The sequence below is a fragment of the Stenotrophomonas sp. IS26 genome, from assembly GCF_054188265.1.
In genome coordinates this window covers 97,518-121,307 of record NZ_JBSZJV010000001.1, presented here as the reverse complement: position 1 = coordinate 121,307, position 23,790 = coordinate 97,518, and the positions used below count along the sequence as shown (strand labels likewise).

The window sequence follows — 23,790 nt, the reverse complement described above, 5'->3', positions numbered from 1 at the left end:
GAGCAGGTTCCCCCATGCATAGCGGCGCGCTCGAGCTGGCCCTGGTGCTGCTGCTGGCTGCAGTGATCGCGGTACCGGTGTTCAAGAAGCTCGGCCTGGGCGCCGTGCTGGGGTATCTGGCGGCCGGCGTGGTGCTCGGCCCGGATGGCCTGGGTTTCGTGCAGGATGCCGACCGCATCCTCAGCGCCGCCGAGATCGGCGTGGTGATGCTGCTGTTCGTGATCGGCCTGGAGCTGTCGCCCGCCCGCCTGAAGGTGATGCGCCGCTCGGTGTTCGGCGCTGGCGCGCTGCAGGTCGCGCTGAGCGCGCTGGTGCTGGGCAGCCTGTTGATGCTGGATCACTTCCAGTGGAAGAGCGCGTTGATCGTCGGCATCGCTCTGGCACTGTCCTCCACCGCGGTCGGGCTGCAGCTGCTGTCCGAGCATAAAGCGATCAACAGCGATTACGGGCGCCTGGGTTTTGCCATCCTGTTGTTCCAGGACCTGATCGCGATCCCGTTGCTGGCCGCGATTCCACTGCTCGGCGGTGCGCGCAACGACACCCTGCAGTGGAACGACGTGGCCATCGCCATCGGCGCACTGGCGGTGGTGATCCTGTGCGGCCGCCCGGTGCTGCGCCGGCTGTTCAACATCATTGCGCGCACCCGCAGCCCGGAGGTGTTCACCGCCACTGCGCTGCTGGTGGTGCTGGGCACCGCATGGTTCATGCAGGAGGCCGGACTGAGCCCGAGCCTGGGTGCGTTCCTGGCCGGTGTGCTGTTGTCCGATTCGGAATTCCGCCATGAGCTGGAATCGCAGATCGAGCCGTTCAAGGGCCTGCTGCTCGGCCTGTTCTTCATCGCCGTGGGCATGGGCATCGACCTGGACCGCATCGTCGCCGAGCCGATGATGATCGCGGCAGGCGTGGCGATCCTGCTGGTGGTCAAGTTCGGCCTGCTGTTCGGCATCGGCAAGCTGGCCAAGCTGCGGACCCGCCACGCGGTGCTGCTGGGCAGCGTGCTGTGGCTGGGCGGCGAGTTCGCGTTCGTGGTGTTCAACGAGGCCCAGCGCGCGCACCTGCTTGGCAACGCCAACCATGATCGGCTGGTGGCGATTGTCGGCCTGTCGATGGCGATCACGCCGCTGCTGATGATCGGCCTGATCCGCCTGCTGGGCCGCGACGAGGGCCCCAAGACGCCTGCCCAGCCCGCCGACAAGGTCGACATCACCGATGTGCAGCCACAGGTGATGATCGCCGGCATGGGCCGCTTCGGCCAGGTGGTCGCGCGCCTGCTGACCGCGCAGAAGATCCCGTTCGTGGCGCTGGAATCCAATCCGGATACGGTCTCGGACCTGCGCCGCTTCGGCAACAAGCTCTATTACGGCGACCCGACCCGGCCGGAAATGCTGCGCGCCGCCGGCGGCGAGCACATCCGCGTCTACGTGGTCACGCTGGATGATCCAGACGCCAACATGCGGGCCACGCGGCTGATCCGGCGCATGTATCCCGATGCGGTGGTGCTGGTGCGCGCGCGTAACCGCCAGCATGCGTGGCGCCTGATGGACATGTCCGCCGAGCCGTTCCGCGAGGTGTTCGGGACGAGCCTGGAACTGAGCGAACGGATGCTGATCGCGCTGGGCATGTCGGTGGAAACCGCACGCAGCCATGTGCAGCGCTTCCGCGAGCACGACGAGAAGCTGCTGCGCGATCAGTACCTGGTCTACGACGACGAGGCGGCGGTGATCCAGACCTCGCGCGATGCGCGCGCGGACCTGATGCATCTGTTCGAGGCGGATGCGGAGAGTGAGGGGAAGGGTGTGGACGGCAACCCACCGCGTTGATGAACCTGCAGGTGCACCTGCCCGTGCCTCATTGAGCGCTGCCGGCCAGCGGCCGGCACTACCAGGCGGGGCTCAGCCGTTATCGCGCAGGAACCGGGCCATCGAAGACACGCCCGGTACCAGCGGTTCGAACTCCCCGGCGACGTCGATGAAGCCGCGCATCACCGCGATCTCGCGCGGGCTGCGGTTGAGCGCATCGCGCACGTCCGGGTCGGCGCCGGCACGCAGCAGGCGCTGTACCAGCAGCGGCAGGCCGTGCAGCGCCGCCAGATGCAGCGGACCGAAACCGCGCGGATCGCGCACCTCCAGCGAAACGTCTTCGTCGAGCAGGCGTTCCACCGCGGCGAGCACGATCTGCTCATCGCAGGCGGTACCCGGTTCGGCGCGTGCGCCAAGCAGCAGCAGCAGCGGCGTGACCGAGCCGGCGGCGGCCAGGTCCGGTTCGGCACCGGCCAGCAGCAGGGTGTCGAGCAGCGCCAGCAGTCGCGCCCGGTCGCGCGCACTGAAACCGTACAGCGCAGCGCAGTGCAACGGGCCAAGCTGCTGCGCATCGCCCGCGTGCACGTTGGCACCGGCGGTGAGCAGGCGCGAGACGATGTCGGGCAGGCCCAGCGCCGAGGCAAGCATCAGCACGGTGACGCCGCCCGGCAGGCGGTATTCCAGTTCGGCACCGGCATCGAGCAGGGCCGAGACGATATCGATCTGGCGCATGCTGACCGCCGCCGACAGGGGCGTCGCACCGCTGGCCGCGGCGTGCTGCGGATTCGCGCCACGGGTGAGCAGCAGGTCGACCACGGCCAGGTGCCCGCCCCCGGCGGCACGCAGCAGCGCGGTGCAGCCTTGGGCGTCGACCACATCAACGGCGAAACCGAGATCGATCAGGCGACGTACGGCATCGGCGTCACCGGCCATCGCGGCCGCCGGCAGGTCGCCGTCGCGCAGCGCGCGGCGCGGCAGCGGCCACACCCGCCAGTCCAGCCAGTCGGCCAGATCGCGGCGGCCGATCGACAGCGCCACGCCCAGCGGGGTCTGGCCGTCGGCGGCGCGGGCTTCGGGTGAGGCGCCCTGCTGCACCAGCAGCTTGATCGAGCCTTCGCGCGCGAGCGCGGTGGCCAGATGCAGGGCGGTCATGCCATGGCTGTCGCGTGCTTCACGGTCCACGCCTTGAGTGAGCAGGGCCTGCTGCAGCCGCAGCCAGCCCAGCCGCACGGCCAGCGACAGCGGCGGATCGCCGGCCGGCGATGGCGCGAACGGATCCGCGCCGCGCTCGAGCAGTTCAAGCGCAAGCTGTTCCAGCCCGCGCGAGGCGTGGTCGTGCTGGGCGCAGGCGCTCAGCAGGCGTGCCAGGCCACCGCGACCGGCCGGGGACAGGCCACGGCGCAGCAGCACCTGCAGCGCCGGCACCGCGTCGATGCCCCGCGCCAGCAGCGCGAACATCGGGGTATCACCGCAGGCATCCAGGACTTCCGGCGCCGCGCCGTGCGCGAGCAGCCAGTCCAGCGCCTGCGGATCCAGCGCCAGTTCGGCGTCGTGCAGCAGCGCACCCAGTTCCTCCGGCGCACACAGGCGGGCCAGCGCGGCCATGCCCTCCAGGTTGCCGAAGCTCAGCGCTTCGCGCAGGAGCTCCAGCGGTGGGCGATCCGGCAGCGAGGGCGAGGCCGCATCGCTGTCGCCGGACATCACCAGCCCGTCGCTGACCGCGGAAGGCAGCGGATAGGCGGGATCCAGCAGCGAGACGATCGCCCAGCGCCCGGCGCCAGCAGCGATATCCACCGCACGACGGCCCTGCGGATCGGCCACATCGACGGCGATGCCCAGGTCACGCAGGCGACGGATCAGCAGCGGCGAGACGTTCTCGGCCATGCAGGCCAGCAGCACCGCGTTGCGGCCTTCGCCATCGACCGCATTGAGATCGGGGTGGTGCGGCAGCAGGTGTTCGACCACGCCGGCACGGCCACCCCGCGCGGCTTCCAGCCACGGGGTACGCGCCAGTGCGTCGCGGGCTTCCAGGTTGGCACCGGCAGCAAGCAGCACGTCGATGATGTCGACATGGCCAGCCAGCGCGGCTTCGTGCAGCGCGCTGCGGCGCTGGCGGTCGCGCGCATCGGCGCGGGCCTTGTGCTTGAGCAGCAGCTGCACACCGGCCGGATCGTCTTCTTCGGTGCCCGCAGCGGCAAGCAACACGGGCGTGCCCTCGGCCGGCTCGGTCTTGGCCCCGCGTTCCAGCAGGAACTTGGCCAGGCGCCAGTTGCCGACCTGGCAGGCCACGGCCAACGGTGACCAGCCATCGTCGTTCAGCGCATCCACTTCGGCGGCGGCATCGCGCAGCAATGCGGCGACGCCGGGATCGGAACTGCGCGCGGCGTGATGCAGGGGGGTGTTGCCTTCGCTGTCCACCGCACGCGGGTCGGCGCCGTTGGCGAGCAGGGTCATCACCGCCTCGGGGCGGCCGTGCCAGCTGTCGCGGGTGGCGGCCAGCAGCGGGGTCATACCGCGGTGCGGGGCGTTGACGCCGACGCCGCGGGCGATCAGTTCACGCAGCAGACGCAGGTCGGGCAGCACCGCGGCGAGCACGGCAAGGCTGCGCTGGTCGCGCCAGGCCGGATCGGGCAGCCCGTGCGGATCGGCGCCGGCCTGCAGCAGCTGCAGGGCGCGATCGACCCGGCCGCTGCGCGCGGCGTCATACAGCGCCGGCTGTTGTTCATGCAGGCCGATCGATTCGAGCGGCTTGGGCTCGGCGTAGGGCTCGGCAAAGGGCTCGTCGCGGTCACCGCGCGTCTCGGCCGGCATCGGCGCGCCCAGGGTCGTCGCCGGTGCGATCGCCTGCAGCAGCAGGTGCGCCAAGGGCGACAGCAGCACGACCGCGGCGGCGATCGGCCAATGCAGCGCGTCCGACACCAGGCCCGGCCACGCCGGCAGCACGACCAGCGCGCACACCAGCACCACCAGTGCGGCCACGGCCAACCCGCGCCAGGCGGTCAGGTCGCGCCCGGCCAGGGTCTGCCAATGGCGGGCCAGGCTACCTTCGCTGCGTTCCACGTCATTCCACAACGGCCAGGTCCGCCAGACCCCGAGCAGCGCGGCACTGACCGCCACGCTCAGGCCAAGCACGGCGGCCAGGCTGCCGCTGTCGTGCAGTGCGCTCAGCGGCCAGGCCACCAGCAGGGTCAGCAGCAGCGGGCCAAGCGACCACAGCGCCAGCAGCGCGGGCGCGTCATGGCGGGCCACCTGGGGCAATGGCTGCAGCGGGCGCGTCCGGCGCCACCACGATACCGCCAGCGCGAACGCCGGCTGGGCCAGCGCGGCGCACACCGCACCGGGCACCCCACCGACGGCCGCGGCCAGGGCCAGCAGCACACCAAGCGCGGCCGCAGAGGCAACAGCGCGGGGGCGTTGGGATTCAGTCATTGCGTCGCGCGAACCGGACCGGCGCCAACGGGGGCGGCGGCAACTGCAGGTGGAATCCACGCTCGGTCAGGTTCTGGCGCACTTGTGCGGCATCGGCCTGGGCGAGGCGACGGTCGGGAGTCAGGGCCACTTCGAGAACGAACTGGAACGGCGCCAGCGAGGCCTTCACCGCGTCAGGGATGACCGAGAAGTCATCACGAACGGCGAGATAGACGAAGCTGTCCTGCTTGCGTTGGCTTTTATAGACGTAGGCTTGCATGCCGCAGGGCTTTGCCCAGGGTAGTGAATGACATTGATTGTGGAGGAAAGCTGGCACAGGTGAAAGCTGCGTGCACTGTCCCCTGTCGGTTTTCCGTCGCGCGACAGCATCAGGTTCATCAATGTCGCGATGTCGTTCAGCTGGGCGCCGCTGCAGTCTGCCCATACCGCCGTGATGAATGCGTGGCCGCGGCGGGTCTGTCGGTGCCCACGGTCGTCCCATTCCGCAGACCACCGCCCACAAGGCGGTGGTCTTTCGGCTTACTTCACCTTGGCGTAGGTGCCCTTCAGCGCCACGCCGGCCAGGATCGTGCCCGCATAGCATTCGTAGTTGGTGGTGCTCTTGAACTCGTTCTTCTTGTAGTAGCTGACGATGTCGACCACGGCGTTGGCGCCGCGCGACTTGGCGCCGTCCTGCAGCGCGCGCAGCGCCGACAGGGCCACCCAGCGGCAGGCTTCGGCGTCGCTCTTGTTGGCCGCGTTGGTCTTCTTGTTGGTGACATCCTCGCCCAGGCGCTGCAGCACACTGACGTTCTCGCCGGCCAGATAGAACTTCACGCTGCCGTCGATGCCCACATTGCGGGCTTCGGCGGAATTGACCAGCTCATGCAGCGACTGCTCCACGCGGGTATCGCGGGCCTGGGCGGTGCTGGCGACAGCCAGCAGGGCGGTGGCGGCCATCAGGGTAAAACGACGCATTCAACTTTCTCCTTGTTGGGGACGCGAGGGGTTTACGGAAACGGCCGGCCCGCACGGCAGGCCGGAAACAGCGGTCAGTCCTGCCAGCGGCGGAAGATCAACGAGGTGTTGATGCCACCGAAGGCGAAGTTGTTGCTCATGACGTGGTCGGTCTGCAATGCGCGCCCTTCGCCGTCGATGTAGTCCAGCGCGCCGCAGCGCGGATCGACCTCGTGCAGGTTCAGGGTCGGGGCGAACCAGCCGTCGCGCATCATCTCGATGCTGAGCCAGGCCTCGAAGGCGCCGCAGGCCCCGAGCATGTGCCCGACGTAGCTCTTGAGCGAGCTGATCGGCATGCCCGGGCCGAACACCTGGTGGGTGGCCTGGGTTTCAGCGATGTCGCCGTGCTCGGTGGCGGTGCCGTGCGCGTTGACGTAGCCGATCCGATCGGCAGCCAGGTCAGCATCTTCCAGCGCCAGCCGCATCGCCTGGGCCATGGTGCCGGCGCTGGGCTGGGTGACGTGCTGGCCGTCGCTGTTGGTGCCATAGCCGACCACTTCGGCCAGGATCGTGGCACCGCGTGCCTGTGCATGCTCCAGCTCTTCCAGGATCAGCGTGCAGGCGCCCTCGCCCAGCACCAGGCCATCGCGGTGCGCATCGAACGGGCTGGGCGTGGTCTGCGGCGCATCATTGCGCACGCTGGTGGCGAACAGGGTGTCGAACACCGCCGCGGCGGTGGCGTCGAGCTGCTCGGCACCGCCGGTGACCATCACCGTCTGCTTGCCGCTGCGGATCGCTTCATAGCCCGAACCCACGCCCTGGCTGCCCGATGTACAGGCGCTGGAGGTGGTGTAGACGCGGCCGGACAAGCCGAAGAACACGCCGATGTTCACCGGCGAGGTGTGGCTCATCATCTTCAGGTAGGTGGTGGCGCTGATGCCTTCGGTGGTGTGCTCATGGAGCATGCGGCCGAACTCGGCGGTGGCCTCGTGGCTGCCCGAGGACGAGCCGTAGGCCACGCCGGCCATGCCACTGCGCAGCACCGGATGGCCGAGCAGACCGGCTGCCTCCAGCGCCAGCTCGGTGGCGCGCACCGACATCACCGCCACCTTGCCCATGCTGCGGGTGGTCTTGCGGTTGTAGTTGGCGGGCAGTTCGAAATCTTCAGCCGGTGCAGCCAGGCGCGTGTTGAGGCCATCGAAGACCTCCCACTCGGGGATGTAGCGCACCGCATTGGTCCGCGCCTGGAGGCGCGCGCGGATGCTCGCCCAATCCTGCCCGAGCGGGCTGATGGCAGCGGCGCCGGTGACCACGACACGACGATCGGGGCGGGCCATCAGACCATGCCTCCGTTGACCGAAATCACCTGGCGGGTGATGTAGCCGGCCGATTCGGAGAGCAGGAAGGACACCGCCGCAGCGACCTCTTCTGGCTGGCCCAGGCGATTGGCGGGAATCAGCTTGAGCGCGTGCTCGACCACTTCTTCATTGACCATCTCGGTCTCGATCAGCCCGGGGGCCACGCAGTTGACGGTGATCGCGCGGCTGGCCAGCTCCAGCGCCAGCGCCTTGGTGGCACCGATGATGCCGGCCTTGGCCGCACTGTAGTTGGTCTGGCCGCGGTTGCCGACCAGGCCGGACACCGAGGACAAGGTCACGATGCGGCCCGGTTTGCGCCGGCGCACCAGCGGCATCACCAGGGGGTGCAGCACGTTGTAGAAGCTGTCCAGGTTGGTGTGGATGACCGCATCCCAATCCTCGGCCGGCATCGCCGGGAAGGCGCCGTCGCGGGCGATGCCGGCGTTGCAGACCACCCCGTAATACGTACCGTGCTCGGCGATGTCCGCTTCCAGCGCAGTGCGCGCGGCATCGCGGTCGCTCACGTCGAACATCAGCACCCGGGCCTGCCGGCCCAGCGCCTGGATCTCGGTCACCACAGCCTGCGCGTCTTCGATGCGGCTGCGGCAATGCACCACCACGTCGAAGCCGTCGCGCGCGCAACGCAGCGCCACGGCACGGCCGATGCCACGGCTGGCGCCGGTCACCAGCACGGTCAAATTCCCTGTCATGCCTCTCCACTCTCCAGATAAGCCGCTGCATCCGTAGGTTGGAACACGGAAACGTTGGCAACTGCCACTTCGATATCGCCCGCCAGGATCCGGCAGGCGAACATGCCCAGGCCATTCTCGCCCAACAGCTCGCAGTTCGCCTCCACCCGCAGGCAGCTGCCGGCGGCAAAGTACGGCTGGTGGGCGGTGTAACGACGGCTGCCGAGCAGGAAGCCGATCGAGGGTTCCGCACCGGTCTGCCAGGCGCGGCACCCAGCCCAGGCGGCGATCGCCTGGGCCATGTATTCGACCCCGACCCAGGCGGGCACGCCGTCGGGGGTGCAGAACAGACCCTGCGTCGGGACGTCCACCTCGACCGCGATGGACTCGTCCTGCCAGGCCACGACGCGGTGGATCAGGCGCATGCTGTCGCGGTGCGGAAGCACGGCGTTGATGTCGGGGGGCAGCGGCATGCTCATCCCTTGGCCAGTGCCAGCACGGCATTGCTGCCGCCGAAGGCGAATGAGTGACTGAGCACGTGCTGCAGCGGCTGCGCGGCACGCGTCCCCGGTGCCACCAGCGCCAGTGCCGGCAACGCGTCATCGGCCTGCCCATCCCACCAGTGGGTGGGCAACTGCTGGTCGGGGTTGTCGGCCAGTGTCATCCAGCACAGGGCCGCTTCGATCGCGCCGGACGCACCCAGCGTGTGCCCGGTCAACGGCTTGGTCGAGCTGGCCGGCACCTGCGTGCCGAGCACAGCGGCGACCGCCTGGCTTTCCATCGCATCGTTGTGGCCGGTGGCGGTGCCGTGCAGGTTCACGTAGTCGATCTGCGCGGCCGTCAGGCCGGCCCGTTCCAGCGCCTGCTGCATCGCATCGATCGCCCCGCGTGCCTGCGGATCCGGCGCGGACATGTGGTGCGCATCGGAGGATTCCCCCCAGCCGGAGAGCCGCACCGGGCCCGGCTCACGGGTCATCAGGAACAGCGCCGCGCCTTCGCCGATGTTGATGCCGTTGCGGTTGACGGAGAACGGATTGCAGCGCGCCGCCGAGACCGACTCCAATGCGCTGAAACCCGCCACGGTGAACCGGCACATCGAATCGGCGCCACCGGCCACTACGGCATCGACCGCGCCGGCCTGCAGCAGGCGCGCGGCCGACATCAGCGCCTTGGCGCTGGACGAACAGGCGGTGGAGATCGTCCACGCCGGGCCGGTGCTGCCGATCCGCTCGCGCACGAAGCGCGCGGCGGTGCCCATTTCCTGCTGGGCGTAATGGAAATCGGCCGGCCACACGCCGTCGCGGTGATGCGTACGCAGTGCGTTCTCCGATTCGCCGATGCCCGAGGTGCTGGTGCCGATGATCACCGCCACACGCGCGGCACCAAAGCGCGCCACCGCAGCAGCCACGCCCGCGCGGATCTGCTCCAGCGCCGCGTCCAGCAGGCCGTTGTTACGGCCACGCAGGGCCACCGGCAGGGCGGACAGGTCCGACAGCGGCGCATGCACTTCGCCGAGCGCCAGCGTGCGCCCGGGGAGGATCGCAGCGTTGTCGCGCAGGCCACCCGGCTGCGCCGCGAACAGGCCGTCGCGCACCTGGGCGCGGTCGGCACCCAGCGCGCAGATCACGCCCAGCTCGTTCAGATAGACCGCGCTACTGCTCACTCTTGGCCCTGCCCCATGTCCATCGATTCGATCACCAGTTCATAGCCCTCGGCCAGGTTGCGCAGGCGCACGCGGCCATCGGGCAGCGTGTCGCGCACCAGCCAAGGCGTGCCGCCCTGCACCAGGCTGCGCACGCCATCGGTCTCCTGCAGGGTCCAGCCGGCGGGCAGCGCGGCGCGGATCGCCGCCGCCGGCCACAACGCGAACTGCAGGTCGTCCAGCACGCGTTCGCCGCGCACCTGCGGTGGCAGCCATGGCGCGCGCGTCTGCTCCAGGTGCTGCCCGTCCCAGACCATGCGCACGCCGGTCTGGCCCATCGCCTGCACGGCCAGCCGCACCTGCTCGGCGTCCACTTCCAGCAGCGCATCCAGCTCGCGCGCGTGGCTGCCGAAGCGGAACTGCAGGCGCTGCTGCAGTTGCACCGGTTGCGGCAATGCCGATGGCGCCAGCTGCAGCGTGGGCAGCTGCACCAGCGGTGTGGGCATGCGGGTGCTGGCACACGCGGCCAGCAGCAGGCTCAGCAACAGGGTCAGGATCAGGCGCTGCACAGTTCCTCCAGCACGCGCAGGCGCCGGCCCGTGGCATCGGCGACATACGGGTTCTGCGTATCCCAGGCGTAGCCGGCCAGGATCGAGGAGATCATGCGCCGCACCTCCGGCTGCGGATCGGGATGGTAGATGATCTTCTGGAAGCCACCGGCGTACCAGGCTTCGACAAAACGACGGAAGGTTTTCACCCCGGCACGCAGCGGCACCGAGAACGCCTGCTCCCAATCCACCGTCTCACCGGCATGCTCGCGCGCCAGGCATGTGCTGGCCAGCTGCGCCGACTTGAAGGCAATCGTCACGCCCGAGGAGAACACCGGGTCCAGGAACTCGCCGGCATTGCCCAGCAGCGCATAGCCCTCACCCCACAAGGAGGAGACGTTGGCCGAATACCCGGTGATGGTGCGCACCGGCAGCACCGCCCATTCGGCGTTCCTGAGCAGGCGGGTCAGGTTCGGGTCTTCGCCGACGATGGCCTGCAGCTTCTCCAGATCGGTACCGGCGTAGCGCTCGAAGAAGCTCGGCTCGGCGACCACGCCCAGCGAGCAGCAGCCGTTGGAGAACGGAATCGTCCAGTACCACACGTCCACGTGCTCAGGATGGGTGGTGATCAGGATCTTGTTGCGGTCAAACCCCGCGCCGGCCGGAATGTGGTCGCGCACGTGGCAGAAGATCGCGCCGCGCACCGGGAAGTTCGACGGCGACTCCAGTTTCAGCAGGCGCGGCAGCAGCCGGGCGAAACCACTGGCGTCGAGGATGAAACCGGCCTCGATGGTGTATTCGCTGCCATCCGGGCGGCGCACCTGCACCTGTGCCGGGCGGCCAGGCTGTACCGAGAGCACTTCATCACCGAAGCGCAGCGTGGCGCCCATGCGCTCGGCACCGCGCGCCAGCACATCATCGAAGTCGGCGCGCTGCACCTGGTAGGTGGTGCCCCAGCCCGGCGAGAACTTGTCGCGGAAATCGAACTCGGTGGTCGCTGCGCCGCGCACGAACGCGGCACCGTTCTTGTACTGGAACCCGGCCTGCACCACGTCCTGCAGCAGCCCGGCGGCCTCGATGTACTCCATGCTCTGCGGCAGCAGGCTCTCGCCGATCGAGAACCGCGGGAACTGCTGGCGCTCCAGGATCAGCACCTGGCGGCCCTGCTGGCGCAGCATCGCAGCGGCCACGGAACCGGCCGGACCAGCGCCGATGACCAGGATTTCAGTACGTTCCACGTGCGGATTCATCGGTACATCCTTGATCAGATCAGGTGAGGAAAACGCGGTCGCTCAGTGTGGGGCGTCGTGCGGCGGGGGACGGAACAGCGGCGAAATCAGCCAGACCAGGCCGATGCCGAACAGCAGGGTCAAGCCGAACGCGCGCAGCGCCGGCGTGGCCGACAGCCCGAGCAGGCCGAACGACAGCCAGGTGCTGGCCGCGCCAACGCACACGGCCAACCAGGCACTGGCATCGCCGCGGTGCTCGATCAGGAAGATCCCGTAGTCGATGCCCATGCCAAGCAGCAGCATGAGCGCGAGCACGTTGAACAGCTGCAGCGGTTGCCCGAACAGCCCCAGCAGGGCCAGCGTCAGCGCACCGGCAACCAGGGTCGGGGCGAGCACGCGCCAGGCCTGCCCGCGGTAGCGCCAGTACATCACCGCGAACACCAGCGCGATACCGATCAGCAGCAGGCCGCTCATCAGCTTGCGGTAGTGCTTGAGCAGCTGCGAGAAATCGGCGGTACGGTCGACCCAGCGCACACCATCGATGCCCTTGGCCTGTGCTTCCAGCAGGGCCAGTGCATCGGCGCGGGAGAGGTCATCGACCATCACCACCGACGCCACGCCCTGCCCGACCGTGCCCAGCCACAGGTGGCGGAACGGCATGGCCGCCGGCGATGCGAGGAAGGCCTCGGCCTGCAGATCCTGCGCGGCATAGGCGGGGCGCAGCAGCGGCTCACCCACGGCCTCACCGACCTGGGCCAGCACCTGCGGCTCGACCTTGGCCGTCAGCGCGGCATCGGCATGCTGGCGCTTCTGCGAAGGCAGCCAATCGCTGATCGCGCGGTAGCCGCCGATCTGCTTGTCTGCTTCCAGCACGCGCAAGCGGTCGATCAGCGCTTCTTCGCGCTCGAGCACCTGCTCGGCGGTGTCACCCTGGACCAGATAGAACTGCGCCGGGCTGGGCATGCCCAGCATCTGGCTGATGCGGATCTGCTGGGCGATCAGCGCCGGTGGCGAGGACTGCAGGCTGCGCAGGTCATCGTTGGTCTGCAGGCGCGCGATGCCGATGGCCGACAGCAACGTCACCACGCCCAGGAACATCGCCGCCTTGCGCCCATGCAGGCGCGGCCAGCGCTCCAGCGTGGCGCCAAGCCAGCGGGCAAAGCCGGTGCGACGGATTTCGCCGCCATCCAGCCACGGGAACCAGAAGATCACGGTCAGGAACGCGGCCGCCAGGCCCACCACCGAGAACAGCGCCATCTGGCGCAGCCCCGGGAACGGGGCCAGGCCCAGCGCGAGATACGCCAGCGCGCTGGTCAGCAACGCCAGCCACAGGCCCGGCAGCAGATGCCGCAGCAGTTTCCAGCGACGGTCGGCCGGCTCGGCCTGGCGCGAGGCGAACCAGTGGATGCCGTAGTCCTCGGCAACACCGACCAGTGACGCACCAAACACCAACGTGAGCACGTGCACCTTGCCGAACACCAGCACCGTCACCGCCAGCGCGACACCGCAGCCGATCAGCAGCGAGGCGGCCACCAGCAGGATCGGGCGCAGCGAGCGGAATGCCAGCCACACCAGCAGCAGCACCGCGGCCAGCGAGCCCCAGCCGATCGTGTTGATTTCCCAGTTGGCCTGCACCGCAGCGGCCTCGGCATGCAGCGGCACACCGGCACGCAGCACCTCCAGCCCCGGCGCCTGCCTGGCGGCGGCCTCGGCGGCGGTGTCCAGCAGCAGATCGATATGGCGCTCGCCATCGAGCTGGAACGCCGAGCCGACCGTGTCGTACTGCACGATCGACCAGTGCTTGCCATCGGCCTCCAGCAGGCCGTCGTCGCCCATCTGCAGGCCCGAGCCCAGCGCGCGTTCCTGCCACCACTGCGGCCACAGCGACAGCGGATCCTGGCGCCACTCGGTCAGGCGCGGTGCCCCCATCGGGCCGTACAGCGCCGCCAGCGCCGACTCGGCCAGGCCTTGGGTGGGTTCGTTCTGCAGCCGCTCGCGCTGTGCGCTGGTCAGCAGACGATCGCGATACGGTGCGTAGAACGCGCGGGCCTGATCGAACCAGCCCTCGATCGAGCCGCTCTCCTGGAGCAGGGCCTTGCCGTCGGCGCTGTCGCGCAGGGTGGCGCGGAACGCGGCCTCGGCCGCCTTGGTCTGCGCGGCATCGGTGCTGCCCAGCAGCACCACGATCTGGCGCGCATTGGCATCGGCGATGCGCCGGGTAACATCGGACAACAGACGGTCATGCGCGTCCTGCGGCAACAGCGCGAGGATGTCGGTGTCGATCCGCGATTCGCTCTTCCACAGCTGCCACTGCTGCACGCCCAGGCCGACCAGCACCAGCAACCAGGCGATGGCCAGCCAGCGCCAGATGCGCTGCAGTCGGCCGTTCGAGGTCAGCACGTCATTCAAACCTGCGACCCTCGTCGGTGCTGAGCGTGGCCGGCGTATCGCTCATGCCAACAAAATGGATGCGGGTGACATCCTGGTTGGCCTCGTTGATCTGGACCTCGCGCACGTAACGGTCGCCGCTCAGGGTGAGCTGCGCGAACACCTTGCCGAGCATCGCCGAGCGCGGGGTCAGCTGCATTTTCCAGGCGTTGCCGGGCAGCACCTCGACCTTGACCGTGAACTGCGCCGAGAGCGCCTGCGCATCGCCACTCATCAGCGCGAACATGATCGCGTTGACCGAGCGCATCGCCGGTTGCTGACGGCCATCCAGTTCGACCCGGCTGCTGCCATCGCTTTGCCGGCTGAGGATGCGGTCCCGGGTGACCACCACCTCGGACGGGAACGGCTTGAGCGTGGTCCAGATCACGCCGTGATCCTGGGCCAGCACGAAGCGGCCCTGCGAGCGAAGCGGGTTCTTGAAGCCGGCGACCTGCTTCTCCTGGGAGAACTCGCCACGCAGCACGTCGACCTTGGCCACGCGCTGTTTGACGGCCTCCACATCGGTGGCGGCCAGCGCCGGGGCGACCACGGCCAGCATCGCCAGCACGCACAGCGTGCGCAGGAAACGGTTCATTGCGGTTGCACTCCCAGACGCTCCCACAGCACCGGCGGGCACAGGTAGAGCATTTCATTGGTGGCCGCGTCGACCGCGACCTGGATGGTATGGGCGCGGGTCAGCGTGGTACCGCTGTCCGCATCCAGGATGTCGTAGGCGATCTTCAGGCGGTTTTCCCACTCGGTGATCGTGGCGCGCACGCGCAGCGCCTGGCCGTACAGCAGCGGCCGGATGTACTTGACCCGCGCATCAACCACCGGCCACAGGTAGCCGGAATCGCGCATCTGCGGATAGTCGTAATCGTGACGCTGCAGCAGTGCGCAGCGCGCGATCTCGAAGTACTTGAAGTAATTGCCATGCCAGACCACTTCCATGGCGTCGCAGTCATGGAACGCCGGCGACAGCGTTACCTCGAAGCTCAGATCAGGCGTCGACATACAACTCCCAGCGCTGTGCGCGGATGTCATCCAGCAGGGCGCGCAGCTCGCCATCCAGCGCGCGGTCTTCCTCGATCAGGGCGATGCGCTCGGACAGGTCCTGGTACATCGCAGCCAGATCGCCGTGCAACGTCGCCTTCATGCCGACGCGCTCGCGCAGCGCCACGCCCTGGCGGGCAGTGATCAGCAGCGCGGCGACAACCTGTTCGGTCAGTTCGATCACGCGCAGGCAATCGCGCGCGGCGATGGTGCCCATGCTGACCTTGTCCTGGTTGTGGCATTCGGTGGACCGCGAGAACACCGAGGCCGGCATGGTCTGCTTGAGGGCTTCGGCGGTCCAGGCCGACACGCTGATCTGCAGCGCCTTCAGGCCATGATTGATCGCTGCACGCTCACCGGTGGCGGCCGACAGATTGGCCGGCAGGCCGTGGTTGAAGCGCGCGTCCACCACCAGCGCCATCTGCCGGTCGAGCAGATCGGCCAGGTTGGCAATGGTGTTCTTCAGCGCATCCATCGCAAAGGCGATGTGGCCGCCATAGAAGTGCCCGCCATGCAGGATGCGCTCGCCCTCGACGTCGATCAGCGGGTTGTCGTTGGCGCTGTTGAGTTCGGTTTCGATCAGCTGGCGGAAGAACGGCAACGCGTCCTGCACCACGCCGATCACATGCGGCGCGCAGCGCAGCGAGTAACGGTCCTGCAGGCGCTGTTCGTTGCGCGGCGGGCGGTCGCTGTGCAGGTCCTGGCGCAGGCGCGCGGCGATCTGCATCTGGCCCGGGTGCGGCTTGGCGGCAAACAGCATCTCATCGAAGTGATGTGCGTTGCCGTCGCTGGCCAGCACGTTGAACGCGGTCAGGCGCGTGGCGAGCCTGGTCAGGTAGTCGGCGCGGTCATACGCCAGGCAGGCCAGCGCCGTCATCACGGCGGTGCCGTTCATGATCGCCAGGCCTTCCTTGGGGCGCAGCCGCAGCGGGGCCATGCCAATCTCGGCCAGCACCTCGGCGGCCGGGCGGCGAGCCCCCTGGTACATCACCTCGCGCTCGCCGCACAGCACCGCGGCCACGTAGGACAGCGGGGTCAGATCGCCACTGGCACCGACCGAACCCTCGGCCGGAATCAGCGGCAGCACGTCGTGGCGCAGCAGGGTGGCCAGGCCCTGCAGCAGCGGGTGGCTGACGCCGGACATGCCACGCACCAGCGAGGCCAGGCGTGCAGCGATCACCGCGCGCGTCTCCTGCGGATCCAGGAAACGGCCCAGGCCACAGCCGTGGTAGGTGAACAGGTGATGCGGCAGCTCGGCCACCAGCGCCGGCGGGATGTTCACCGTGCACGAATCGCCGTAGCCGGTGGTCACCCCGTAGATGACGCCATCTTCGCGCAGCAGGCGATCAAGGAAATCCGCGCCGCGCTGGATGCGCGCGGTGAATGCCGCATCGTCGGTGACGACGGCCTGTGCCTGCCGCTGCGAGAGCGCGACCACGTCTTCGATGGTCAGCGGCGCATCGCCGAAGCGGACGGAGGGTGTCTGATCGGCCTTACTTGCCATGCGATGCCTGATCCCAGAAGGGGAAGAAATTGAACCAGTCCAAGGGTGCCTGGGTGACCTGAACTTCCAGCCACCGGGCGAAATCTTCAGCCTGGGCAGTCAGCGCGGCGTCACGCGAACCGCGCGGCAATACGATGCGCTCGGTGAAGTGCTCAAAACGCACGCGGTAGCCTGCGCCGTGGTGCAGGCAGGCCATGGTGTAGACCGGGCACGCCAGCGCCGCAGCCAGCACGTAGGCGCCGATCGGGAACTGCGCGGTGTGGCCGAGGAACGAAGCCGGTACCGTGCGACCGCCGCGCAGCGGCACGCGATCGCCGACGATGGCCACGAAGCCACCCGCCTCGACCCGGCGCTGCAGCTCGACCGCGGTGGCCGGGCCCATGTCCGTGACCTGCAGCAGTTCCACCGAGGCCAGCGGATCGAGCCGCTGCATCAGCCGGTTGAAACGCTGCGCGTGCGCGGTGTGCACCAGCACGGTGATGTGGAAGCCGGGCACCTGCTCAGCCAGCACCTGGCACAACTCCAGGCACCCGATGTGCGCGGTGAGGATCAGGCCGCCTTCACGGCGCGCGATCTTGTCCAGCACCAGGTCGCGCTGCAGATAGATGCGCTCGGGTGGGTAGCGACCGCCCAGGCCCAGCAGCTTGTCGAGCATGGTGTCGGCAAACAGCGCGAAGTGCTTCAGGCTCTGCCAGCGGCCCGGCGGTGCGGAAAACACGCCGGTATGCGCCTGTAGACGCTGCAGGTACTGCAGCGAGGATTGGCGTGCAACCCGGTTGGTCAACCAGTGGCAGAGCACCACCGGGTAGACGCACAGGCGGAACGGCCAGCGCCCGAACCAGCGGTGCACCCAGCACAGAAACAGCACGCCGGCGGCCGAGGTCGACTCGCCGATGTCGGCCCAGTGCGGCGCGCTCTCAGGTGCAGGCGTGGTCATGCGCGAGGACCTGCGATGCGCTGCCACAGCAGCCGCGGCGCGCGCCACAGCATCCCGAAGAACAGGCGCGCGTGCATGCGGCTGATGCGCACGTTGTCGCGCCACACATCGAAGTGCGAGACGCCATCGCTGGGATAGGTCACCGCGGTCGGCACATTGATCACCTTCACCCCACGCCAGAACAGCCGCACCAGGATCTCACTGTCGAAATCCATGCGCCGGCCGATGGTTTCCTCACCGATCAGGCGCGTCACCGGTGCCAGCGGATACAGGCGGAAGCCGCACATCGAATCGCGGATCTGCAGCGACAGCGTGTTGATCCAGACCCAGATGTGCGTGGCATAGCGGCCGTACAGGCGCGCCTTGGGCACGCTGGCATCGTAGGCGGGCGTGCCACAGATCACCGCCTCCGGCTGCGCCTGCGACAGCGCGACGAAGCGCGGGATATCGCCGGTGTCGTGCTGGCCATCGGCATCGATCTGCAGCACATGGCTGTAGTCCAGACGCGCGGCCTCCGCGAACCCGGCCAGCATCGCGCCGCCCTTGCCCTGGTTGACCGCCAGCCGCAGCAGCGTCACCTGCGGTGCGTGCGCGCGCGCCAGGGCATCGAGCACCTGCGCGCAGTCCAGATGCGAACCATCGTCCACCAGCAGGCATGGCAGGCCACTGGCCAGCACGCCCTGCACCACCGCGCCGATCGCGTGCGCGTGGTCGTAGACCGGAATCACCACCAACGGGGCGAAGGCAGGCCTGCTCATGCCACTGCCCGTGTCATCACGCATCGCCGAACACCACCCGGCCGCTGGCATGCACGCCATGGTCGGAGACATAGCGGAAGCTCATTGCCGATTTCGCCGCATCCCAGCCCAGGCTCAACTGCAGGCAGTCGCCGGGGCGCGCCACATGCTGGAACTTCACCGCGTCCATGCGTACGAACCGCGGCGGCATCGTGAAGGCGCTGCGGCCGTAGTGGATCGCCCAGTCCAGCTGAACCACGCCGGGCAGGATCTTCGCCTGCGGGAAATGCCCGTCGAACGCTACCAGGTCAGGATCCAGAACAAACTGCAGCGACGCGATGGTGTCATCGCGCTGCTGCCACTCGGCCGTCGGCATCAACGGGCGGAACAGCGCCGCCAGTGCCGCGGCGGTGACCTTGCCCTGCGCGTTGACGGGGAGGTCGTCGATGAAGCGCCAGCGGCGCGGCCGGGTCACGGCGTCATGGCTGCGGGCCAGATGCGCGCTGAGCTGCTGCGCCTGGCGGCGGCGCTCGGCGTCGTCCCACTGCGCGACCCCGGTCGCCTGCGGCACCACCACGGCGGCCAGCTGCTCGCGCGCGCCCGGCAGCACCAGCACCCGCACGTCCTGCACCGCCGGGTGCGCACGCAGCTGCTGCTCCAGGGCATCCAGCGAGACGCGGCGCTCTTCGATCTTGACGATGCGATCGGCGCGCCCGAGCAGGCGGAAGCTGTGGCCGTCGTCGGCCACGGCACGGTCCTGGGTCAGCCACCAGTCCTCGCTCGCCAGGTGCGGCGAGCGGACCGCCAGGCAGCCCTCGTCGATCCGCCAGGCGACGCCGGGCAACGGATGCCACTGCGGCCGCGCTGCACTCCAGCGCCGCCACGCAACGCCACCGGTCTCGCTGCTGCCGAAGACTTCAGTCGGGGCCACGCCCATCAAGGCGCGCACCTGCAGCGCCGCCTCGGTCGGCAACGGACCCCCAGAGGAGAACACCGCGCGCAGCTGACCGTCCAGCGAGGACCAGTCCAGCTGCTCGGGCAGGCGTTTGAGATGGGCCGGGGTGGCCACCAGCACTGATGGCTGGCCGCCCAGCGCGCTGATCAGGTCTTCGTGGAAGAACCGGCGCGGCTGGATCGCGCGCCCGGCCACCAGCGGCCACAGCACCCGGAACAGCAGCCCGTAGATGTGCTGGTGGGAGACCGTGCCCTGCACCTGCGCACCGTCGAGCTGCTCGCCGAAGGCGGCCTGCAGCGCATCCACCTCGCGGGTCAGCTGGCGCATGCGTTTGACGATGGCGCTCGGCGCGCCGGTGCTGCCGGAGGTGAACACCACCAGCTCCAGCACCGCTTCGTCCAACGGCTGCAGCACCTGATCCGGATCGGCCGCCGCATCGGGCTGCAGCGGCGCATACCGGGCCGGCACGTCGCCGGCGAACCCGGCCACGCACGGGCTCAGCCCTTCCAGCGTGGCCGGCAGGTTGTCGCCGCCCAGGAACACCCGCTTGCCGGCATGCCAGGCACCCAGCAGAGCGGCGGCGAAGCTCAGCGTGTCATCGAAATACAGGGCCCAGTCGGTGCCGGGCGCACGCGCGAACGCCTGCTGCCAGCCGAGCACCTGCGCGCGGAACTGCGGGTGCTCCACCACGGTGTCGCCGGCGATGCCGACGATGCGGCCCGGCCGCGGGGCCAGCGCCAGCCGGTCCAGTGCGATCCACTCAGCCATGGGCATGCGCCGCCTTGACCCGTCGCCGGACCAGCCATTCCCCGCCAAACAGAGCACCCATCATCACGTACGCCAACACTCCGTTGTAGAACGCCCACACTTGGTTGGACGCCCACAGCGCCGTGGCCAGGGCCAGACTTCCGTTGAGAACAAAGAACCCGCACCAGATCCAGGTCACGCGGCGGGTGTAGATCACGGCGAACGGCGGCAGATCCGGCTCGCTCAGCCGCGCCAGGCGCTCCACGGCACTCGGCCCGAAGCGCAGGCTGGTGGCGAAGATCACCAGCATCACCGCGTTCACCAGCGCCGGGTACAGCTTCAGCGGCAGCGCCTCGTTGAAGGCCGTGGCCACCAGGGCGAGTACACCGGTGCCGAGTGCGGCCACCCACCACACCGCCTGGCGGGTGGTCAGCGCGCGCAGCGCGGCCAGGGTGAACAGCAGCAGCGACAACCAGCGCGGCTCGAACCGGCCCAGCGACAGGTAGACCACCAGCGGGTATGCCAGCGACAGCAACGCAAACGCCGCGACGCGTACCCGGACCATGGTCAGTCTTCAGCGATGGCCGTCAGGCGGCCGCTTGACCGGGCAACAGCCCGTGCACCACATCCACGATGTCCTGCACGGTGCGCACCTGTTTGAACGCTTCCGGCTGCAGATTGCGGCCGAGCAGCGGCTTGAGCTGCACGATCAGGTCGACCGCGTCGATGCTGTCGATGTCCAGGTCGTCATACAGCCGCGCCGCGGGCGTGATACGGCTCGGCTCGATCTCAAAGCTGTCCTTGAGGATCTTGACGATGCGCTCGAAAAGTTCGTTCTTGGTCATGGGTAAATCCTGACGCGCCGTTAGGACGGCTGGCGTGCGGCGACAAACTCGCTCAGGGCACGCACGCTGGAGAAATGGCGACGGGTCTCTTCCGAATCGGCTGACAGGCTGACACCGTACTTTTTCTGCAGGGCCAATCCAAGTTCCAGCGCGTCGATGGAATCCAGGCCCAGCCCTTCAACGAACAGGGGCGCGGCGGAATCGATGTCTTCGGGAGTGATGTCTTCCAGTGAAAGCGATGAAATGATCAATTCCTTGATCTCGTGCTCAAGTGCTTGCACGGGTCGGGTCTCCAGCGAAGTCGAAGTAATGGGCAAGATGATCGGTCACACGCCGGGCGGCCAAGGCATCCCCCCTGGGCGCATCGCCGATCTCGTTCAGAAACGGGGCAATCGGGAGATCCTCCCCGACTTCCAGCTGAACGTGAAATCGCCGTGATGGCACACGATACCATTTCTGGCCCTTGGTCAGGGTCGGCGGGGTGCAGGTGATCCGGACCGGCGTGATGTCCAGCCGGCCCCGCACCGCGATGTTGGCCGCCCCGCGCTGCAGGCGCAGCGGCTGGCCCGGCACGGTGCGCGTGCCCTCCGGGAAGATCACCAGGTTGCCGCCGGCATGGACCGCGGCGATGCAGTCATCCACCAGCCCTGCCCCGTCATCATTGGAGACGTAGCCGGCGGCCCGGACCGGGCCGCGCATGAACGGATTGCGCGCCACGGCCTGCTTGACCACGCAATCGGCATTGGGAAGCTGGGCGATCAGCAGCACCACGTCGATCAGGGTCGGGTGGTTGGCCAGGATGAGCAGGCCGTTGCGCTGCAGGCGTTCGCCCCCGCGGATCTCGTAGGTCATCAGCCCCAGCCGGTGCATCAGGCCGACGTGGGTGGCGAAGCTGCCTTGGACCAGGCGGCGCGCCAACACGCGCCGGCGCACCGGCTCGCGGATCAGCAGCAACGACAGGAACAACAGGCCGCCCAGCACCAGCCCCCCGATCCCGAAGGCGGCAAAGCTCAGCCCTGTCCCCAGCACCCGCCAGGCATGGTTGATCCGGGCCGGCCAGCGCTCAGCCATGGCGTTGCCAGGCCCAGCGTTGGCCATCGGCGTCCAGCGCCAGCGCCCGTTCACCGGCCAGCAGGAAGCGCAGCACGTCCAGGCCATGCGGCAGCGCCTCGGAGGGGCGGTCTTCACCACCGCCGCCCCAGCCCAGCGACAGCCGGGTGCCCGGACCGTCGGCCGGCCCCAGCCGCCAGCACCACGCGAAGAACGGGTCGGGTTCGTCGGCGAAACCCGCGTAGACCGGCGGCAAGGCGGATTCATAGATCACCAGACGCACCTCCGGCGCGCCATCGGCCAGCAGCCCGAACGCCTCGATGCAGGCGGTCTCGACGGTGGCGCGGCCGGCGGCGAGGGCCAGATAGTTTCCCCGATGCCCACGGGCGATCGAATACAGGGCGCCGATCGCGTTGTGCACCGACAGACCAAAGCCGGTCGGCGACATCGGCTGGTCCGCGCTCAGGGTATTGAGCAGTTCCATCGAGCGGGCCACGTCGCCATGCCGCGAGGCGAACACCAGTGGCACCTGGCCACCGTCACCGGGTTGCTCGCACCAGCAGGCGGTCTGGATCGCCATGCGGCCCAGCCGCTCGATGCGGCGACGCTGCATGGCCGGCACTTCGGACAGTGCCGGGGTGTCCTCACCGGTTGGCAGCCAGGGGGCGTTCGCCCACGCCTGCCACTGCTCGCGGGTGGTGATGCCCGGCGCCCACGCCGCCCAATCAATTACAGAAAACTCAATCATTCCCGCCAACGTGATGGATGGGTACCAAGAGAAGGCCGTCGACATCGCCTGGCACCGGTGGCGGTACCGAGAAAGGAGCGCACGCTATCATGACACTCTCGGCACTGGCAGCATTCACATCCTGAAATGAGCAACATGATCGACAACGCAACAGCTCCGGCAGTCGCTATTCCCTCCTCCGGACCTGCGTTGTTCCATGTGGCCTACGTCCCGGCCGCGCAGCGCGATGCCGCGCTGGCCGACCCGCAGACGCTGGCCGTGTTCGGCTTCGGCCCGCGCCACGCCGCGCTGGATGACCCGCGCTGGCTGCAGGTACCGCTGGCCGAGCAGGGCCCGGCGCGGATCGAGGTCTGGCGTGGCGGCACGCCGGTCGCGCACGGCACCACCGATGGGGTGCGCTGGTCGCACACCGACAGCCTGCTGTTCGGGGTGCTGGAGATCGACGAGGTCGACAGCGATATCGAGTCGGCCGCGGCCGAGGCCTATGCGCGGATGAGCGCGTTCCTGTCACGCTGTGGCTATCCGCATCTGCTGCGCACCTGGAACTATCTGGACGCGGTGACCGAGGGCGATGGCGACGATGAACGGTACCGACGTTTCTGCGTGGGCCGCGTGCGGGGCCTGCGTGAACTGGATGAAGCCGCACTGCCGGCGGCGACCTGCATTGGTCGTTTCGACGGTGAGCGCCGGCTGCAGGTGTATTGGCTGGCGGCGCGCGAGCCGGGCCTGCCGCTGGAGAATCCGCGCCAGGTGAGCGCGTTCCGTTATCCACGCCAGTACGGGCCGCAGTCGCCGAGTTTTTCGCGGGCGTTGCTGCCGCCGTTGGCCACAGGCCTGCCGTTGCTGCAGTCGGGGACGGCGGCGATCGTGGGGCATGTGTCGCAGCACACGGGGGCGGTGGATGAGCAGTTGCGGGAGACGCTGAGGAATCTGCAGAGTCTGGTGGATACGGCGCGCGGTCAGCGGCCGTCGCTGTCGCCGGCGTTGGGTTCGACCTCGGTGCTGAAGGTGTATGTGCGGCGCGCGGAGGATATGGCGGCGGTGACGGCGCAGATGGCGGCGCTGCCGACGGCGCCGCCGTTCGTGGTGTTGCACGCCGAAGTGTGCCGTGCGGAGCTGCTGGTGGAGATCGAGGGGCTGCACGGCTGAGTTCGCGG

23 protein-coding genes are annotated in these 23,790 nt (G+C 68.8%); 2 read left to right on the top strand and 21 right to left on the bottom strand.

Going from position 1 to position 23,790, the window contains the following annotated elements; genetic code table 11:
* Positions 1-14 precede the first annotated feature (14 nt).
* Positions 15-1,820 (top strand): monovalent cation:proton antiporter-2 (CPA2) family protein, encoded by a 1,806-nt coding sequence (locus ACW6W5_RS00480; protein ID WP_121040854.1) that lies wholly within the window; start codon positions 15-17, stop codon positions 1,818-1,820.
* 72 nt (positions 1,821-1,892) lie between these two features.
* Here ACW6W5_RS00480 and ACW6W5_RS00475 read toward each other — a convergent pair whose 3' ends face one another.
* The 21 genes from ACW6W5_RS00475 to ACW6W5_RS00375 form a co-directional block, all read right to left on the bottom strand.
* Positions 1,893-5,228 (bottom strand): ankyrin repeat domain-containing protein, encoded by a 3,336-nt coding sequence (locus ACW6W5_RS00475; RefSeq protein ID WP_152152119.1) that lies wholly within the window; start codon positions 5,226-5,228, stop codon positions 1,893-1,895.
* Positions 5,221-5,487: a YcgL domain-containing protein gene (locus ACW6W5_RS00470; protein ID WP_121040858.1), complete on the bottom strand. Its 267-nt coding sequence runs from the start codon at positions 5,485-5,487 to the stop codon at positions 5,221-5,223. The genes ACW6W5_RS00475 and ACW6W5_RS00470 overlap by 8 nt, the downstream gene beginning before the upstream one ends.
* Before the next feature lie 260 nt (positions 5,488-5,747).
* On the bottom strand, positions 5,748-6,185 hold the full coding sequence (locus ACW6W5_RS00465; RefSeq protein ID WP_121040861.1) for an excinuclease ATPase subunit: 438 nt from the start codon (positions 6,183-6,185) through the stop codon (positions 5,748-5,750).
* A 74-nt stretch (positions 6,186-6,259) separates the two neighbouring features.
* Positions 6,260-7,501, bottom strand: coding sequence for a beta-ketoacyl-ACP synthase (locus ACW6W5_RS00460; RefSeq protein ID WP_121040863.1), 1,242 nt, complete (start codon positions 7,499-7,501; stop codon positions 6,260-6,262).
* Complete coding sequence (locus ACW6W5_RS00455; RefSeq protein ID WP_121040865.1) at positions 7,501-8,232, bottom strand: 3-ketoacyl-ACP reductase FabG2; 732 nt, start codon at positions 8,230-8,232, stop codon at positions 7,501-7,503. The genes ACW6W5_RS00460 and ACW6W5_RS00455 overlap by 1 nt, the downstream gene beginning before the upstream one ends.
* Complete coding sequence (locus tag ACW6W5_RS00450) at positions 8,229-8,684, bottom strand: ApeP family dehydratase (RefSeq protein WP_226956608.1); 456 nt, start codon at positions 8,682-8,684, stop codon at positions 8,229-8,231. Before ACW6W5_RS00450 ends, ACW6W5_RS00455 begins: the two co-directional genes overlap by 4 nt.
* Positions 8,685-8,686: 2 nt before the next feature.
* The gene (locus tag ACW6W5_RS00445) at positions 8,687-9,874 is read right to left on the bottom strand and encodes a beta-ketoacyl-ACP synthase (RefSeq protein ID WP_121040869.1); all 1,188 of its coding nucleotides are present in this window, start codon (positions 9,872-9,874) and stop codon (positions 8,687-8,689) included.
* Positions 9,871-10,422, bottom strand: a complete 552-nt coding sequence (locus ACW6W5_RS00440; protein WP_121040871.1) for a DUF3261 domain-containing protein — start codon at positions 10,420-10,422, stop codon at positions 9,871-9,873. The genes ACW6W5_RS00445 and ACW6W5_RS00440 overlap by 4 nt, the downstream gene beginning before the upstream one ends.
* A complete protein-coding gene (locus ACW6W5_RS00435; protein ID WP_152152117.1) occupies positions 10,410-11,651 on the bottom strand; it encodes an NAD(P)/FAD-dependent oxidoreductase in 1,242 nt (413 codons plus the stop codon). The genes ACW6W5_RS00440 and ACW6W5_RS00435 overlap by 13 nt, the downstream gene beginning before the upstream one ends.
* A gap of 42 nt (positions 11,652-11,693) precedes the next feature.
* The gene (locus tag ACW6W5_RS00430; protein ID WP_152152115.1) at positions 11,694-14,039 is read right to left on the bottom strand and encodes an MMPL family transporter; all 2,346 of its coding nucleotides are present in this window, start codon (positions 14,037-14,039) and stop codon (positions 11,694-11,696) included.
* Positions 14,032-14,652 (bottom strand): outer membrane lipoprotein carrier protein LolA, encoded by a 621-nt coding sequence (locus tag ACW6W5_RS00425; RefSeq protein ID WP_152152114.1) that lies wholly within the window; start codon positions 14,650-14,652, stop codon positions 14,032-14,034. Before ACW6W5_RS00425 ends, ACW6W5_RS00430 begins: the two co-directional genes overlap by 8 nt.
* Positions 14,649-15,071 carry an acyl-CoA thioesterase gene (locus ACW6W5_RS00420; RefSeq protein ID WP_121040879.1) on the bottom strand — a complete coding sequence of 141 codons (423 nt, stop codon included), beginning with the start codon at positions 15,069-15,071 and terminating at the stop codon, positions 14,649-14,651. Before ACW6W5_RS00420 ends, ACW6W5_RS00425 begins: the two co-directional genes overlap by 4 nt.
* On the bottom strand, positions 15,058-16,614 hold the full coding sequence (locus tag ACW6W5_RS00415) for an HAL/PAL/TAL family ammonia-lyase (RefSeq protein WP_152152112.1): 1,557 nt from the start codon (positions 16,612-16,614) through the stop codon (positions 15,058-15,060). The genes ACW6W5_RS00420 and ACW6W5_RS00415 overlap by 14 nt, the downstream gene beginning before the upstream one ends.
* Complete coding sequence (locus ACW6W5_RS00410; protein WP_121040883.1) at positions 16,604-17,551, bottom strand: LpxL/LpxP family acyltransferase; 948 nt, start codon at positions 17,549-17,551, stop codon at positions 16,604-16,606. Before ACW6W5_RS00410 ends, ACW6W5_RS00415 begins: the two co-directional genes overlap by 11 nt.
* Positions 17,548-18,333 (bottom strand): glycosyltransferase family 2 protein, encoded by a 786-nt coding sequence (locus tag ACW6W5_RS00405; RefSeq protein WP_152152110.1) that lies wholly within the window; start codon positions 18,331-18,333, stop codon positions 17,548-17,550. Before ACW6W5_RS00405 ends, ACW6W5_RS00410 begins: the two co-directional genes overlap by 4 nt.
* Complete coding sequence (locus ACW6W5_RS00400; RefSeq protein WP_121040887.1) at positions 18,326-20,011, bottom strand: ApeI family dehydratase; 1,686 nt, start codon at positions 20,009-20,011, stop codon at positions 18,326-18,328. Before ACW6W5_RS00400 ends, ACW6W5_RS00405 begins: the two co-directional genes overlap by 8 nt.
* Positions 20,004-20,555, bottom strand: coding sequence for a COG4648 family protein (locus ACW6W5_RS00395; RefSeq protein WP_152152108.1), 552 nt, complete (start codon positions 20,553-20,555; stop codon positions 20,004-20,006). Before ACW6W5_RS00395 ends, ACW6W5_RS00400 begins: the two co-directional genes overlap by 8 nt.
* Positions 20,556-20,577: 22 nt before the next feature.
* Complete coding sequence (locus ACW6W5_RS00390; RefSeq protein ID WP_019185496.1) at positions 20,578-20,835, bottom strand: acyl carrier protein; 258 nt, start codon at positions 20,833-20,835, stop codon at positions 20,578-20,580.
* A 20-nt stretch (positions 20,836-20,855) separates the two neighbouring features.
* Entirely contained in the window at positions 20,856-21,116 is a 261-nt protein-coding gene (locus tag ACW6W5_RS00385; RefSeq protein ID WP_019185497.1) for a phosphopantetheine-binding protein, read from the bottom strand.
* Positions 21,103-21,906: a lysophospholipid acyltransferase family protein gene (locus ACW6W5_RS00380; protein WP_152152107.1), complete on the bottom strand. Its 804-nt coding sequence runs from the start codon at positions 21,904-21,906 to the stop codon at positions 21,103-21,105. Before ACW6W5_RS00380 ends, ACW6W5_RS00385 begins: the two co-directional genes overlap by 14 nt.
* Positions 21,899-22,633, bottom strand: a complete 735-nt coding sequence (locus ACW6W5_RS00375) for a beta-ketoacyl synthase chain length factor (protein ID WP_152152105.1) — start codon at positions 22,631-22,633, stop codon at positions 21,899-21,901. Before ACW6W5_RS00375 ends, ACW6W5_RS00380 begins: the two co-directional genes overlap by 8 nt.
* Before the next feature lie 135 nt (positions 22,634-22,768).
* On the opposite strand from ACW6W5_RS00375, the gene ACW6W5_RS00370 reads away from it, so the two are divergent.
* The gene (locus ACW6W5_RS00370; RefSeq protein ID WP_428999824.1) at positions 22,769-23,782 is read left to right on the top strand and encodes a chorismate transformation enzyme, FkbO/Hyg5 family; all 1,014 of its coding nucleotides are present in this window, start codon (positions 22,769-22,771) and stop codon (positions 23,780-23,782) included.
* Positions 23,783-23,790: the final 8 nt, after the last annotated feature.

Excerpts from the sequence above, each read along its gene's own strand:
- ACW6W5_RS00435 (WP_152152117.1), bottom strand. The coding sequence starts at position 11,651 with ATGAATCCGCACGTGGAACGTACTGAAATCCTGGTCATCGGCGCTGGT.
- ACW6W5_RS00375 (WP_152152105.1), bottom strand. The coding sequence starts at position 22,633 with ATGATTGAGTTTTCTGTAATTGATTGGGCGGCGTGGGCGCCGGGCATC.
- ACW6W5_RS00480 (WP_121040854.1), top strand. The coding sequence starts at position 15 with ATGCATAGCGGCGCGCTCGAGCTGGCCCTGGTGCTGCTGCTGGCTGCA.
- ACW6W5_RS00460 (WP_121040863.1), bottom strand. The coding sequence starts at position 7,501 with ATGGCCCGCCCCGATCGTCGTGTCGTGGTCACCGGCGCCGCTGCCATC.
- ACW6W5_RS00370 (WP_428999824.1), top strand. The coding sequence starts at position 22,769 with ATGATCGACAACGCAACAGCTCCGGCAGTCGCTATTCCCTCCTCCGGA.
- ACW6W5_RS00410 (WP_121040883.1), bottom strand. The coding sequence starts at position 17,551 with ATGACCACGCCTGCACCTGAGAGCGCGCCGCACTGGGCCGACATCGGC.
- ACW6W5_RS00455 (WP_121040865.1), bottom strand. The coding sequence starts at position 8,232 with ATGACAGGGAATTTGACCGTGCTGGTGACCGGCGCCAGCCGTGGCATC.
- ACW6W5_RS00425 (WP_152152114.1), bottom strand. The coding sequence starts at position 14,652 with ATGAACCGTTTCCTGCGCACGCTGTGCGTGCTGGCGATGCTGGCCGTG.
- ACW6W5_RS00405 (WP_152152110.1), bottom strand. The coding sequence starts at position 18,333 with ATGCGTGATGACACGGGCAGTGGCATGAGCAGGCCTGCCTTCGCCCCG.
- ACW6W5_RS00470 (WP_121040858.1), bottom strand. The coding sequence starts at position 5,487 with ATGCAAGCCTACGTCTATAAAAGCCAACGCAAGCAGGACAGCTTCGTC.
- ACW6W5_RS00420 (WP_121040879.1), bottom strand. The coding sequence starts at position 15,071 with ATGTCGACGCCTGATCTGAGCTTCGAGGTAACGCTGTCGCCGGCGTTC.
- ACW6W5_RS00400 (WP_121040887.1), bottom strand. The coding sequence starts at position 20,011 with ATGGCTGAGTGGATCGCACTGGACCGGCTGGCGCTGGCCCCGCGGCCG.
- ACW6W5_RS00465 (WP_121040861.1), bottom strand. The coding sequence starts at position 6,185 with ATGCGTCGTTTTACCCTGATGGCCGCCACCGCCCTGCTGGCTGTCGCC.
- ACW6W5_RS00390 (WP_019185496.1), bottom strand. The coding sequence starts at position 20,835 with ATGACCAAGAACGAACTTTTCGAGCGCATCGTCAAGATCCTCAAGGAC.
- ACW6W5_RS00395 (WP_152152108.1), bottom strand. The coding sequence starts at position 20,555 with ATGGTCCGGGTACGCGTCGCGGCGTTTGCGTTGCTGTCGCTGGCATAC.
- ACW6W5_RS00475 (WP_152152119.1), bottom strand. The coding sequence starts at position 5,228 with ATGACTGAATCCCAACGCCCCCGCGCTGTTGCCTCTGCGGCCGCGCTT.
- ACW6W5_RS00415 (WP_152152112.1), bottom strand. The coding sequence starts at position 16,614 with ATGGCAAGTAAGGCCGATCAGACACCCTCCGTCCGCTTCGGCGATGCG.
- ACW6W5_RS00380 (WP_152152107.1), bottom strand. The coding sequence starts at position 21,906 with ATGGCTGAGCGCTGGCCGGCCCGGATCAACCATGCCTGGCGGGTGCTG.
- ACW6W5_RS00450 (WP_226956608.1), bottom strand. The coding sequence starts at position 8,684 with ATGCCGCTGCCCCCCGACATCAACGCCGTGCTTCCGCACCGCGACAGC.